Raw genomic sequence first — 13,053 nt, 5'->3', positions numbered from 1 at the left:
GGTGGTGGGTACGGCCAGAAAATAAAAACTGACTCACTAACAGGCGGTCAACAGATACAACCACCGTCAGCGAGTCAGATATTCCCTAAGGCTTCGCCTTGTCGTTGGCTTTGATCAGTTCTTCGTCGATGATCTGCTTGAATACTTCATAGGGCTGAGCGCCATTAACAAACTGAGTTCCCACCAAGGAACCCGGCGTACCCGTTAAGCCGATGGCAGCCGCGTAATCGCGGGCGCTGGTGACGGTATCGGAATAGGTATCGTCGGTGGCTTCGGCGCGGAACCGCTCCAGGTCCGGGACACCTGCCTGCTTCGCAAACTCCACGAAATCCTCAATGGTGTTATCCGGGTGGCCGGAGACGGACGCAGATGCGGTGAACAGGGCGGTCTTGAATTCGTAGAACTTACCCTGGGCGGCAGCAGCGCGACCAGCTTTAGCCGCGGCGATGGCATGGTCGCCGTTGATGGGGAAGTCGTTCCACTCGATGCGTACCAAGCCCTTCTTTACGTAATCTTCCACGATGTTCTTATAGGCGGTATTGGCGTGCCGGGCGCAGAATGGGCACTCAAAATCCGAGAACTCGGAGATAACCACCGGCGCGTCAATGGCGCCGTAGGCAAACGGGTCGGCCGCGTTACGACGATGCACGTTAAGGATATCCGCCTCAGATTTCACTTCACCGTTGGAGCCGAAAATCTTCGCGTCGATCTTCGCAGGGTCGCTTAGCGGATCAATTTCGGCGGTGCCTGCCGGGGCTGGTTTGCCGGTAGGTTTCGCAGTGGTGGTTTCCGCCTGGTGTGGCGCCGCAGTGGTTTCGTCGCGCGCCATGGTGGCTGGCTGTTCGACGGAATTATGCCCCACCACGTAACCGATCATGCCCGCTACGGCGATGAGAACTGCGAATAATGCCCAAATGGCAGGTGAAACGGATGAAAATTGGTTCTTTTTCATAAAAAGTTAAGGCTCCTGACAAAAAGTAGTTGCCTTATTGTAGCGACTATCCGTTTCAGAATTCATCTTCAGGCGTAATGGCATTTTGCAATGCGATGGCGCGCGCGAGCCGCGCGTAGCGCAATTCCTGTTCCCGGAACCGAATCCACGTGGACAAAGTTGTGAACCCGAACGCCATGATGAGCACATATAACATCAGGTCGGTTCCGCGATCCACCCCGATAGTATTGGCGATGACGGTGACGTCGTCGGGGCGCAGCACCGCCCAGATCGCCAGAATGACCAACACGACGAAGCCGAGCTTCACACCGGCCTTGGCGCGTGCTTTTCGACGATTTGTCAGGAAGTACAGCACCAAAAGCAGGGTGGTAATCAGCAGTAATAATTGCACGATGGTTGTCGTCATGATGATTATATTCTCCTCGCCAACAGGCCATCGGCCAAGATATTAACGCCGTTGATCAGTGACTGGCCCTTGCTCATGGAATACTCCGTGTACAAGATATCCACTGGTTCTTCCGCTACCCGCCAACCCCGGTCGAGAATGTGGGATACGATTTCCGAGGCATGCGACATCCCGTTCATTCGGATATTCATCTCATCGGCCACCTTTTTGTTAAAAACCCGCAGGCCGTTATGGGCGTCGGTGAGCCCCAGTTTGCGGGTGGTGACCGAGAGCATGACCACGGTTTTTAACACAATCCGTTTGAGCAGCGGCACTTGGTCGTCGGCGGAGCGCGGCCTTCCGAACCTCGTTCCGACGATGATGTCCAACGGTTCACTCCGCAGCCGATGAAGCATCCGAACCACGTCTTTGACCTGGTGCTGGCCGTCGGCGTCGAAGGTGACGAAGTATTTCGCCCCAGGTTGTGCCCGGGCGTATTCCACCCCGGTTTGAATGGCGGCACCCTGGCCGAGATTCACCGGATGATTCACCAGATGCGCGCCACCGGCGTGAATACGGGCGGCGGAATCGTCGCTGGAACCGTCGTTGACGGCGACGATATTGGGGAACGTGGCGCGGGCGTTGCGGATAACGCCTTCAATGACCTGGCCCTCGTTGAAGCACGGGATGATAAGCCAAGTATCGCTAAACGCATCCGCTGCAATGGCGGGCGCAGCGGCGGCGTCAACAACCGGAGTCGCATCAGTGGCTGCGGGTTCCGGTGACGGGGAGGGGCGGTTATTCATAGTGAAAGTAAAGGTAAACAAGAAAGGAATTATTACTTGTTAAACAGTACCGAATATGCCCGTTTAAGCAAGGAGAACGGTAATAATCGATATAAACTGCGAATAATGAAATTTGCTACCGCCCGGGGTTTGGAAACTAATCCATAGCGCACCAGGTTACGTTGCATGGTTTTCTCCACTCGCCACATGCCGCGGGCGGTGCGACGCGCAAACTGATCGTCGCTCACCCGAAAGTAGGTAAGCGGCTCGGCGATGTTATGGAATCGTCGGCCGCCCGCCAGCATGCGGGCGAACAAATCGTAGTCCTCCATGAAGTGAATATCGCGGTATCCGCCTGCTTCTTTTACCGCGGCTACCCGCATCATCACGCTGGGGTGATTAATGGGGTTATTGATCTTCATGTAGCGGGCTATCGCGGCGTGGCTCTCCGGCAACGACCGCACCGCATCGGTATCGCCGGGGGTGTGGGTAAATTCCGCCACAGCGCTGCCGATTACGTCGAGTTCTGGGCGGGAATCGAAAAGCTGTAACTGGGTGGCAAAGCGGTGCGGCGCGGCAATGTCGTCGGAATCTAACCGGGCGACGAATTCCGTGTCGATGCTGCTTAGCCCGGCGCGCAGCGCGGCCCCGAGCCCTTGGTTGGTGGCTAGCGCTATACGACGACTGGACGTGTGCTGTGCGACGTGGTCGTCTAACACCTGGTAGAGCGCGGTGGACAGCGGGCCGTCTTCCACGATGACAATCGCATCGGCGGGCCGGGTTTGATCGACCAGCGATTGTAATGCGGCTTGAAGTTGCTCCGGGTCGGTTTTCTTATAGACGCTCATCAGGGCGGTTAAGGTGGTCATATACGTCTTTCTACAGCACGTTGAGTAGGAGGTTTCCGTAGCCGGATTTTGCGTACGGGCCGGTGGCTAACCTGGTCAATTGTTCGCGGTCGAGCCATCCTTGGTGGAAGGCGGCGACTTCCGGGGAGCCGATGACTTGCCCGGTTCGTTTTTGCAGGACTTCGACGTATGCCGCCGCTTCGCTCATGGAGTCAAAGGTGCCGGTGTCGAGCCAGACGTCGCCGCGGCCGAGTTTGTGCACCTTGAGGGTGCCGTGGTTGAGGTAGGCCTCGTTGACGGCGGTTATTTCCAATTCGCCGCGCGCGGAGGGCTGGATGGTGCGGGCGATGTCGACGACGGTGTTGTCGTAGAAATACAGGCCGACTACCGCGTAGTTGGAGGTGGGGTGCTGGGGTTTTTCTTCGATCGATAGGGCGTTTCCCTCAGCGTCGAAGTCGACCACCCCGTAGCGGCTGGGGTCGCTTACCTGGTAGGCGAATACTTTTCCGCCCTGAACGTCGTCGATGGTGGATAGGGTGGTGGTGAATTGGGAGCCGTGGAAAATATTGTCGCCGAGGGCCAAGGCCACGGAGTCTGTGCCGATGAAGTCCGCGCCGATGATGAATGCTTGGGCGAGTCCTTCGGGTTTGGGTTGGACCGCGTACTGTAATTGGATGCCGAATTGGGAGCCGTCGCCAAGGAGCCTGCGGAAATTGGCGTTGTCTTCTTCCGTGGTGATGATGAGGATGTCGTTAATGCCCGCCTGGATGAGGGTGGACAGCGGGTAGAAGATCATCGGCTTGTCGTAGATCGGCATGAGTTGTTTGGATATGCCCATCGTGATGGGGTACAGCCGGGTGCCGGAACCCCCGGCTAGAATGATGCCCTTCATTTCGGTTACCGTTCCTTTTCACGCTGCTTGGCAACGTATGTGCCAAGACTTTCCCGCCACGAGGCTGGCTGAAACCCAGTGGCCTCGATTTTAGCCAAGCTCAGCGCGGAGTTCGCTGGCCGGGTGGCTACCGGGTGCGCGAGTCTCATGGTGTATTCGGCGGTGCTGCACCTGGTAACCCTAGCCGGGTCGGCCCCCGCGAGGGTGAATACTTCTTCCGCTATGTCCGCCCAGCTCACAACGTCGCCGTTGCCGGTGACGTTGTAGATGCCATACTCAGGTTGGGTTTCTAACAGGTGGGTGACTGCGTGGGCCAGGTCGGTGCTAAACGTCAGCCTGCCGAATTGGTCGTCGACTACTGTCGGCTGCACCTGCGACCCCGCGAGGTGGAGCATGGTGGTGACGAAGTTTTTGCCCGAGCCGATCACCCAACTGGTGCGCAGAATATAGTGCTTCGCGGTGCCCATAACGGCGATGTCGCCTGCGGCTTTGCTCGCCCCGTAGACATTGAGCGGGGCACAGGCTGCGGTTTCGGTGTAGTTATCGCTGGTGCCATCAAAGACGTAATCGGAGGAGAAATGGATAAGCGTGAGGTTAAAGTCGGTGGCGAGCCTAGCTACGGCGGCAGCACCTAGCGCATTGGTGGCCCAGCATTCTAACCGTTCGGTCTCGGCGACATCCACCTGGGTGTAGGCGGCCGCGTTGATGATGGTGTCGAACCTGGACCAGTCGCAGAAATCGCGGATGGTGGCGTAATCGGCGTTGATGTTGAGGTCTGCCCGGGTAAAAACTTCGGCGGTTGGCAATGCCTCTGCTAGGGCGGTGGCCACCTGACCGCCGCCGCCAATAATCGCGATCTGGTGCGGGGGGACCGGGGTGGCGTCGACAAGCAACGGGTGAGTATGATCCGCATCGGATAATACGGCCTGATCCAGCGGAATCGGCCACGGAATGCCAAGCTGCGGATCGCCGAGGTTCACGTGGCTGTAGCTGGCATCGGGCGACCAATGGGCGGTGACCAGGTAGCTGTAACTAGTGGGGGTTAACGCCTGGAAACCGTTGGCTACCCCGCGGGGGACGAACACCGCAACGCTCGGGTCGATGGTAAGCCACACCGTCGTGCCGAAGGTCGGCGACCCGGCGCGCAGATCACACCACGCCGCGAAGACCTCACCGTAGGTGACGGATACTAATTTGTCCCACGGTTCCGCGTGCAACCCCCGGGTGACTCCGGCTTCGGCGTTAAAGGAAACATTGTGTTGCACCGGCCGGAATGCGCGAAGAGCTGGGGTTACGCCGCTAAGCTGGTTGATTTTCTGCCGCTGCCAGTTTTCTTTAAACCAGCCCCGGTGATCGCCGTGCACGCTAAGTGTAAGAACCTGAAGCCCCGCGATAGCGGTGTCGGTTACTGTCAGTGGTGCGTTAAAGTCCATGAGTAAAAACCACCCTACCTTTTGACCTATTCTGACCTATCGAACCCACCTGAGCCTAGTGGCCGGTTTCGGCGTAGCGGGCTTCTACTTCTTGCTTGATCGGTAGCCACCAGTCACGGTTGTTCTCATACCAGGCGATTGTTTCTTCTAGTCCTTCCCGCATGCCGGAATCGGTGTCGGTGAATGTCGGCTGCCACCCTAACTCGGTGCGCAGTTTCGTCGAATCCATGGCGTAGCGCATATCGTGGCCCGGCCGATCCGCCACGTGCTCATAGTCGGCCACCCCCATGAGTTCGCAGATAAGCTCAATGACCTGCTTATTGCTCACATTGTCGTTGTCCGCGCCGATGATATAGGTTTCTCCCACGGTGCCCCGGTCGAGAATGAGGTGCACCGCATCGTTGTGGTCGTCGACGTGAATCCAATCCCGCACCTGCTCCCCGGTGCCGTAGAGTTTCGGCGGCAACCCCACTAGAACGTTGGTGATCTGGCGGGGGATGAACTTCTCAATGTGCTGGTAGGGGCCGTAATTATTGGAACAATTAGAAATCGTGGCCGGGATATTGAAACTTCTCACCCAGGCGCGCACCAGATGGTCGCTGCCCGCCTTGGTTGCCGAATACGGCGACGACGGGTTGTAGGCGGTGTGTTCGGTAAACCGATTGGGATCATCAAGGCTCAAATCGCCGAATACCTCGTCGGTGGAAATATGGTGCAGCCGGGTGCCGTGGGCGCGCACCGCCTCCAACAGGGCAAACGTGCCGATGATATTGCTGTGGACGAACGGCCACGGATTGGAAAGCGAATTATCGTTATGCGACTCGGCTGCGAAATGCACCACCACATCCGCGTCACGCACCAGCGGATTGATAACCTGCGGGTCCGCTATGTCGCCCTCAACAAACCGCAAGTCCAGTCCGCTGAGGTTGTCTTTTCGCCCAGCGTAGGTGAGCTTATCCACCACGGTGATCTCGTATTCGGGTCGGGTTTCTAACGTGCGGCGGACGAAATTGGTGCCGATAAACCCAGCACCGCCGGTGACAAGCATCTTCATAATGCTAAAAACTATACCGCCCAACCGCAGCCGCGCGGCCACCCGGCGGCATTCCGCCACCGACACGGCCAACCATCAAGCACCTATAACTGGTTCAACAGATCATACGTAAGCGCAAGCTGCCGCTGCGCCACCTCAAGGGAAGTATCGGCAGGCAGTTCAGCCGCGGGGGCGGCAGGCACCGAAGGTACAGACTGCGCCGCCTCGGCATCCGCATGCGCGGCCTGCCACACGGCCATAAGCTCACCGATGGTCATCCCGCTGCGGATTCGCGCCAGCTCCGCTCGCACCAGCGGGACGGCGTGGTCGTTTCCGTGGTGTAGGTTTAACACTCGACCCGAACGGTAGTCCGTGTATTCCGGCGCGCCTAAGTGGAAGGCCGCCATTCGCTTTCGTAGGTAAGAATCAAGCCAGACCGCCTCACCCGTATTAAGATCAATGACGACCGGAAGCACCGACGCCGCTGGGGAATTGAGCGTAAGCCAACCAGAATCTGTTTCACCCGCCGTATGGTGCGCCTGGATGCGGATGGCGGCATGAGGATCATTCTTCATCAACTTGCCCTCCTGCGCCCACGAATTGTTAGTGTTGTGGATAGTGACGCTGATAATGGCATAACGGGCATGGGGGATCACCGACACGATACCGTCCCACTTAGTCTCGCCCAGGCGGATAGAAACAAAGTCAGGCGCGCACTCGATGAATTCGCGCAGTGGGGAGGAGTGAAGCGTCGAAAAGCCCACCTTGCCCAGGCAAAACTCCAGGTTGGCATCGGCAAAGACGACACCGATGCTGCCCGAATGGGTGGCGTTTTTGCCACCGCGCGGTAATCCGGGAAGGCTTGGTACCCAACGCCAGAACCTGCCCTGGCACCACGTCCGACGCGCGCCGTAGCAGCGGAACCGGGCGCATATCCGGCACCAGCGCGGCGACATCCTCCGGCAGTGCGACCGCACCTAGCTTTTCGACGACCACCCGGCCAAGCGCCTCATCCAAGAGCCGCGCCACCTCCGGTTTCAGCCCATACTTGGCGTCTTTCCGGAGATAAACCCCAGCATGCGGAACATTAACCAACCGCTCCGGCGCAGTGTTACGCACCGCATTAAGCGCGGCGATCACCGTTTTAAGCCGAAGCTGCCGCCCACATGCTTCAATGGCAGCGACCAATAACTTCCGATCAGCGTCAGTTCGACAAATCGAACCGATGCGCACCAGCTCCCGGAACAACTGAGTCGGCTGCATACTCAGCGCATCAAGTGCAGCAGACACGTCGTTAGCTGCAACTGCGGCATTCGCTCGTGTTATCGCGTTACGGTGTACTACACTGCCGAAAATAACATCCAAACCCGATAGGGCTTGTTCATACCCAGGAATCTGATACGGGTGCACCTTCTGCAACGCCCACCGCCACAACCGCCGATGGCGCAGATACTCATCGAGGTCCGCCAATGACTGGAACCGGCCAAGGGTGGCAATGAGCTCCCGCCTAGCCCACCTCGGCAGGGACGTAGTACGCGCCGGGTACAATCGCGAAAAACCCAACGTGACCGCCACATAAGAGTCAGTGCTAAAACACGCCAACACCACCCGCAGAACATCGGTCGGGCCGGTGGCCTTTCTAAGACCCGCCCGAAACACCTCGGCAACCGGCGCGCCACTAGTGCGAAGACTCATAAGCGCCGCCGCGAACATGGGCTGACTACGGAACTCGGTGGTGCTGACAAGCGACACCACATCCGTTGACGCGGAAAGCACCCGCACCACTTGGGTGAAATAATCACAGGTGGAACGCGACGGGCTCAACCACTTCGACCACAGCCGGTGAAGATCGTCCGCAGTCGGCGCAACCACGTTCAGCCGACGCGGCCGCGAGTGCTCCGTGATGGTTTCCAAATGCTTGCGTTCAAATTCCCGCTCCGCCTGCGGCAACCAGAAACGAAAATCCGCATAGAAATCACTCGCCTCCAACCACAACTGCGCATCCTCGTCGGTTACGACCTCGGCGGGGAACCCCGGAAAAATCGGCGACCGCCGATCGTCTCGGGCATATACATGCCCGATTAACTCAGATAACTCCGCCGGGCTCAGCGCCTGCAGCTGGTCTACCTTGACGAAAAACCCGCAATTAAGCAGCTCCACAAAGGCCGTCGCCGCTTCCTGCAACGTGCAGGACGGATGATGAGAAGAAGTCACAATTGCGCCGTACCGCAATGCATAATGCGTGGGCATGGGAAACCTCAAACATTCAAAAAGTTTAAACGGGCGGGAAAGTGACCCCAGTAAGGTCTCCGCCAGCGGCGGGAAACGTGCGTAACTGGAATCTAAAGCCACGCCCGCTCCAATTAAAGCACACCAAGCACGCAGTACGCCGCCCCAAATGCTCTGGTACAACACAGGAAAAACAAGCAAAGCGGCGAGGAAAGTACACCGGTAGTTAGCCGATCCACGGCGGGTATAAGACGTAACCGATGATGAAAACGCCTCGCCTAATTAAGGATTAAAGCATAAAAGCGGGAAAGGGGCGCTGGGGAGCGGCACGGGCATTGCTGCGCTTGAAGGCGAAAGAACATATAAGAAACTTTGCATGACGACGTGTAGTCTATAGCAAACCCGACCAAATGGTAATAAATATATTCATAATCGCTAGACGTCGTCCATATTTGTTTTCTATGAATTGGGCGCTGGTTGATTGAGGCTGCCTGTATGTGCGTTTTTAACGCCGGTACTGCCAACCTGGTACCGACAGTGGCCGAAAGCCCCTCAGTGGGAATCTCGTAATTGGATTAACTGCTCTACAAGAAGGTGGACGGTAGTTACTGCAGCTGGGGTGTCACGTAAATCCGCCACAGTTGACTCAAGGGTGATCTTTGGACGCAACTCATGAGCGTGCGTCACTGCTGCGAGAATGACGTTTTCAGAAAAGGACGATAGAAGTTTGTCATCGTTTTTCTTATAGGTGGGGACGAAGGACTTGAGCTTTTCCATGCATTTCTTTTGGGTAGCTACTCCCGTAATCTTGTCAAAATGCAGACATAGCCAATACTCGAATTGGGGTTTTGAATAGCCCAAAAATCTATCAGGGCGCTCAGCTAACCATTCTTGAACTTTGTCAAATTGCTCTTGAATTCCTTCGTCTTCATCGACGACAATCCACGCGAAATCACCAGAACGTAGTCTGTCGTCTTTCTTCTTCTCGTCTAGCAACTTCATCATTTCGCTAAGTACACTAGCGGGATCGGTGCCGTTTTTTGACGAGACAACTTCAAACTCGACACGGACAGAAGACTTCAGAAGGCTGAGGGCCTTCTGAAGGTGCCGAAAATACTTCTCCTCTGTTTGGCCTTCCGTAACGATAAGGAACAACTTTCGTGGTTGCCGCGTTCCCACGGGGTGCTTGGTAAAGTCAAGCTGGCGCAAGTCACGTTTTCGTGCCATGTCACCCTGCTGCTTTTCCTGCGAGAGAATCCAAAAGTTGGCGACTATTAACCTCCGGAACTCCGCCGAACCGCCCCAGAAGATAACTCTTTCGTATGTCTTTGTCGTTCCGGATTCCGGCATATTCCGTGAGCCTAATCAACTCCGAACTACCGTCTGGGGACTTCTCACAAATCCAAATTTCATCCCGCCGAAGGTAGTCCAAGTTCATGAGCATTAAATCGTGGGCTGTAAAGATCAACTGGCTACGGGTATTTTCGGTACATAAATGGAGAAAAGCTCGAAGAAATTGCTCTGCAAGGGACGTATGCAGACTTTGATCGATTTCATCAATAAGCACAATGGGAGGTGCTTTTTGGCTATGAACGGACGTCCAGAGAAGGGGAAGGATTGAAAAGACCTTTCGGGTTCCCTCAGACTGTTCGCCCCATTCCAGTTTGTATTCACCGTCGACCCCTTGGTGAATGAAACAAATTTTCTTGATGCTCACGGCATCGTCGCCACCTCTTATTTGGAAAAGACTGTTGCCATCAGAAATAAGCGCTGAACTGTTTCTGTCACTACCGATGATTTCGTCGATTTCCGAAGGGCTAAAATCCGACTGGTCTATGTTGGTATCTTCAATATCGAGCCGCAAAACACCAATGTCTAATGCAGCGAGTGTTTCATTGAGATTTGCCAGTGATTTATCTTCATACAGCGGAACGGTAATCCCCTGAGCGCGTGGACTTACGAAGAGCAGGCGTTGGGCGAATTTGAATGGTGCGCAGAAATCTTCGTAGCCTTCCTCGCCACGGAGGGTCTCGCCAAGTCGGAACGCGAGAGTTTCGCTGGGTGCAAGATTCTTTTGTATGAGGGACAGCACTTGATCGTTGTCGTGCGATAGCTCTACACCGTCCTCGGATCGGTCGAAGATCAACGTGTGGGTTTTGCCACTTGTCTTGTACAGATATTCCTCGGACACTCGGCCTCGTACAATTTTGATGCCATGGATGAAGACCGTTTCATCATGGAGAAAGTGCATCTGGAATGCTACTGGCCGAGTTTTTCCAAGTTGTGCCAGTTTGAAATGCCGGTCTCCTATGGAGCCAAGCTGTGGTTTAAGTATTAAATTCTTCCATTCGAGTATTGCGGTGATCTCATTGGTTTTTCCGGAAGCATTCGCGCCGTAAATGCCGGCAATGGGGTTCACGCGACGGGCATGATGTTTGTTAATTACAGCAAGACGTTCTCCATGCGCTTGTTCTCGGGTTGCAATCATGCTTAGTACAGCCTCTTCGTTGTAAGAGCTGTAGTTGGAAACCCTAAACTCAAGAATCATTGAGATGCACCAACCTTTCGCACCTAAACATATGGAGGAACAACAACTTACATCCTACAAGAAGAGGTGAAAATTTCGCATCTTTTCGGAAGTGCTGTTTGTGTTTACTTGCTGAAGGAACGCATCTAAAGGCCGAATGGCTAGCTAAGGGCAGGTGAATTTTATGAGGAAGTTACTCCCAAAAGATAGGGCTCGATAAGATCAAAGCCTACGAGTTCACCCACAGCCACAATAAAATTACAAACGCTGTTGCCATAATGAAAAGGGATAAACCGCATCCAATAAATTGCCATTTTGGCCTGAAGGAAGATGTCTTGGGATTGCTGGAATTTGGATATGGATCCTTCCCGGAAATCTCTCGGATGAAAGGTTTTAAATCGTGAAGTTTTGTATTGTACCTATATCCCGATTTTTTTAACCATGTTATAGGTAAGTATGTGAAATATGCTGCCGTGGAGATGATGAATATGACCGGAATTTTATCGCGAATCGGCCAGGAATCTGAAAAGAAAAGTGTATTTATAACAATCGCAGGAATGAAACCAATAGTGAAGAAAGATGAAAGCTCAAATATAAAATACCAGCCACCAAAAGAATTGTTTCTTAAACGTATTGTTTTTTCCTTCGGAAAAAACAATAAATAATAGAGGACAGGTGCAAAACCTAGAATAAGGGTTATGGTGATATATGTTGATTCGTTCATGTTTCGAAGCGTTGTGTTTAAAGTAGAGTTTAATCGAAGTATTTTGTGAATTCTTGAAGCTTATTCAGGGGTCGTGCAAATGCGTCGTGACATTTCATACAAAATTCAACGCCTGTCTCTGCTTATACCACAAATCAGAGAAACAACCGCCCTACCGAACCCCCGCACCTGAATAAGCTTCGCAAAATAGTTTTTAAACAAAGATCAGTTTTAAAAAGGAATATCTGCATGCCTTTCGCTACGGTATACCCACTATCTACGGAAAACTGCAGATCAAAAATTTACACCTGTTATTTTGAGAGAAAACTCACCGTTTTCTAGATTTAAATTTTATGCAGATATTAGGAGCCATACCATCACAATTAAAGTAATCGACATAAGGATTAGCAATGTGAAACACCCTTTAAAAAGCCATGTGGATTTCGGTTTCTCCACGCTAAAAGCCGCACAAGACTCTGGGTGCGGATTCTTCCCTCTGATCTCCCTCATGAAGGGACGAAAATCGCGCAAACGGGTTTTGTAATTGTAGCCAGACATCCTAAACCAAGTAGTGAATAGGAATGCAGGAAAGATGATGATTGAAGCAAAAAAGATCACTAACACCCTTAGTCGAAAATGCGGTAAATCTACGTAAGAAAGTGTGAAAAATACTATTGCTGGCAAAATTCCTACAATAAAATAAAACAAAAGTTCACAGATGAAATACCATCCACCAAATTGGTGTTTTCGATAAAGAACATCCTTTTCATTAGGGAACAATATAATGTAGCCAAAGAAAGGCAGTAAGCCCAAAAGCATAATTGCTATACCATAGCTTGAACTGATCACGTTATTCCCCAATGTGGTTGGTCTTTAAAAGTGAAGTAATCAAACATTTCGTTTAATTACGAAGCTGCTTTAAATAGTCAGTAACTTCTTGCTTGAGTTCTGATTCGTCGATTATTTCGCCGATTTCGTGGCCGAGTTTTTTGCCTAGCTCTGAGCCTGCGAGTCCGCCTATTGCGCCGCCAACGACAGTACCAACGGGACCTGCGACAACGGATCCGGCTAGAGCCCCGCCCGCTGCCCCACCCAGAGCACCGCCTGCGAATGATCCAACAGCTTCAACAGCCGGGGTAGCTTCCAAAGTTTGTGCACTTTCAACGAATCCTACAATTACGGTTGTTCCATCCCCTATTGTCCCCATCCGTCCGAGTGGTTTGATGAGGTGTGCTACTTCGTCGATGTGTTGCGCTGCGGCTATTC

12 protein-coding genes and 1 pseudogene are annotated in these 13,053 nt (G+C 53.7%); all 13 read right to left on the bottom strand.

What is annotated here, in order from left to right:
• Nucleotides 1-85: 85 nt before the first annotated feature.
• Nucleotides 86-952: a thioredoxin domain-containing protein gene (locus tag Q4D85_RS08115; protein ID WP_303199588.1), complete on the bottom strand. Its 867-nt coding sequence runs from the start codon at nt 950-952 to the stop codon at nt 86-88.
• A gap of 55 nt (nt 953-1,007) precedes the next feature.
• Entirely contained in the window at nt 1,008-1,358 is a 351-nt protein-coding gene (locus tag Q4D85_RS08110; RefSeq protein ID WP_047261003.1) for a DUF2304 domain-containing protein, read from the bottom strand.
• 5 nt (nt 1,359-1,363) lie between these two features.
• Nucleotides 1,364-2,143, bottom strand: coding sequence for a glycosyltransferase family 2 protein (locus tag Q4D85_RS08105; protein ID WP_303199585.1), 780 nt, complete (start codon nt 2,141-2,143; stop codon nt 1,364-1,366).
• A 32-nt stretch (nt 2,144-2,175) separates the two neighbouring features.
• On the bottom strand, nt 2,176-2,991 hold the full coding sequence (locus Q4D85_RS08100; RefSeq protein ID WP_303199583.1) for a glycosyltransferase: 816 nt from the start codon (nt 2,989-2,991) through the stop codon (nt 2,176-2,178).
• A gap of 10 nt (nt 2,992-3,001) precedes the next feature.
• The gene (rfbA, locus tag Q4D85_RS08095; RefSeq protein WP_303199581.1) at nt 3,002-3,862 is read right to left on the bottom strand and encodes a glucose-1-phosphate thymidylyltransferase RfbA; all 861 of its coding nucleotides are present in this window, start codon (nt 3,860-3,862) and stop codon (nt 3,002-3,004) included.
• Between the two features lie 5 nt (nt 3,863-3,867).
• Nucleotides 3,868-5,295 (bottom strand): bifunctional dTDP-4-dehydrorhamnose 3,5-epimerase family protein/NAD(P)-dependent oxidoreductase, encoded by a 1,428-nt coding sequence (locus Q4D85_RS08090; RefSeq protein ID WP_303199579.1) that lies wholly within the window; start codon nt 5,293-5,295, stop codon nt 3,868-3,870.
• Nucleotides 5,296-5,350: 55 nt separating this feature from the next.
• Complete coding sequence (gene rfbB / locus Q4D85_RS08085) at nt 5,351-6,343, bottom strand: dTDP-glucose 4,6-dehydratase (RefSeq protein ID WP_303199643.1); 993 nt, start codon at nt 6,341-6,343, stop codon at nt 5,351-5,353.
• An 89-nt stretch (nt 6,344-6,432) separates the two neighbouring features.
• Nucleotides 6,433-6,990 (bottom strand): hypothetical protein, encoded by a 558-nt coding sequence (locus tag Q4D85_RS08080; protein WP_303199577.1) that lies wholly within the window; start codon nt 6,988-6,990, stop codon nt 6,433-6,435.
• 43 nt (nt 6,991-7,033) lie between these two features.
• Nucleotides 7,034-8,578 carry a hypothetical protein gene (locus Q4D85_RS08075; RefSeq protein ID WP_303199575.1) on the bottom strand — a complete coding sequence of 515 codons (1,545 nt, stop codon included), beginning with the start codon at nt 8,576-8,578 and terminating at the stop codon, nt 7,034-7,036.
• Nucleotides 8,579-9,109: 531 nt separating this feature from the next.
• Nucleotides 9,110-9,784 carry an RloB family protein gene (locus tag Q4D85_RS08070; protein WP_303199574.1) on the bottom strand — a complete coding sequence of 225 codons (675 nt, stop codon included), beginning with the start codon at nt 9,782-9,784 and terminating at the stop codon, nt 9,110-9,112.
• A 1-nt stretch (nt 9,785) separates the two neighbouring features.
• Entirely contained in the window at nt 9,786-11,105 is a 1,320-nt protein-coding gene (locus tag Q4D85_RS08065) for an ATP/GTP-binding protein (protein ID WP_303199572.1), read from the bottom strand.
• A gap of 208 nt (nt 11,106-11,313) precedes the next feature.
• Nucleotides 11,314-11,808: a hypothetical protein gene (locus Q4D85_RS08060; protein WP_303199571.1), complete on the bottom strand. Its 495-nt coding sequence runs from the start codon at nt 11,806-11,808 to the stop codon at nt 11,314-11,316.
• Between the two features lie 880 nt (nt 11,809-12,688).
• A pseudogene (locus tag Q4D85_RS08055) lies at nt 12,689-13,053 on the bottom strand (hypothetical protein); the annotation flags it as partial.

This window comes from Corynebacterium sp., assembly GCF_030532965.1.
Lineage (GTDB): Bacteria > Actinomycetota > Actinomycetes > Mycobacteriales > Mycobacteriaceae > Corynebacterium.
This window is presented reverse-complemented; position numbering and strand designations above follow the sequence as displayed.

What these genes read in the sequence shown, in the direction of transcription:
- Q4D85_RS08060 (WP_303199571.1), bottom strand. Translation starts at nt 11,808, where the DNA reads ATGAACGAATCAACATATATCACCATAACCCTTATTCTAGGTTTTGCA.
- Q4D85_RS08075 (WP_303199575.1), bottom strand. Translation starts at nt 8,578, where the DNA reads ATGCCCACGCATTATGCATTGCGGTACGGCGCAATTGTGACTTCTTCT.
- Q4D85_RS08115 (WP_303199588.1), bottom strand. Translation starts at nt 952, where the DNA reads ATGAAAAAGAACCAATTTTCATCCGTTTCACCTGCCATTTGGGCATTA.
- Q4D85_RS08100 (WP_303199583.1), bottom strand. Translation starts at nt 2,991, where the DNA reads ATGACCACCTTAACCGCCCTGATGAGCGTCTATAAGAAAACCGACCCG.
- Q4D85_RS08065 (WP_303199572.1), bottom strand. Translation starts at nt 11,105, where the DNA reads ATGATTCTTGAGTTTAGGGTTTCCAACTACAGCTCTTACAACGAAGAG.
- rfbB (WP_303199643.1), bottom strand. Translation starts at nt 6,343, where the DNA reads ATGCTTGTCACCGGCGGTGCTGGGTTTATCGGCACCAATTTCGTCCGC.
- Q4D85_RS08090 (WP_303199579.1), bottom strand. Translation starts at nt 5,295, where the DNA reads ATGGACTTTAACGCACCACTGACAGTAACCGACACCGCTATCGCGGGG.
- Q4D85_RS08105 (WP_303199585.1), bottom strand. Translation starts at nt 2,143, where the DNA reads ATGAATAACCGCCCCTCCCCGTCACCGGAACCCGCAGCCACTGATGCG.
- Q4D85_RS08110 (WP_047261003.1), bottom strand. Translation starts at nt 1,358, where the DNA reads ATGACGACAACCATCGTGCAATTATTACTGCTGATTACCACCCTGCTT.
- rfbA (WP_303199581.1), bottom strand. Translation starts at nt 3,862, where the DNA reads ATGAAGGGCATCATTCTAGCCGGGGGTTCCGGCACCCGGCTGTACCCC.
- Q4D85_RS08070 (WP_303199574.1), bottom strand. Translation starts at nt 9,784, where the DNA reads ATGGCACGAAAACGTGACTTGCGCCAGCTTGACTTTACCAAGCACCCC.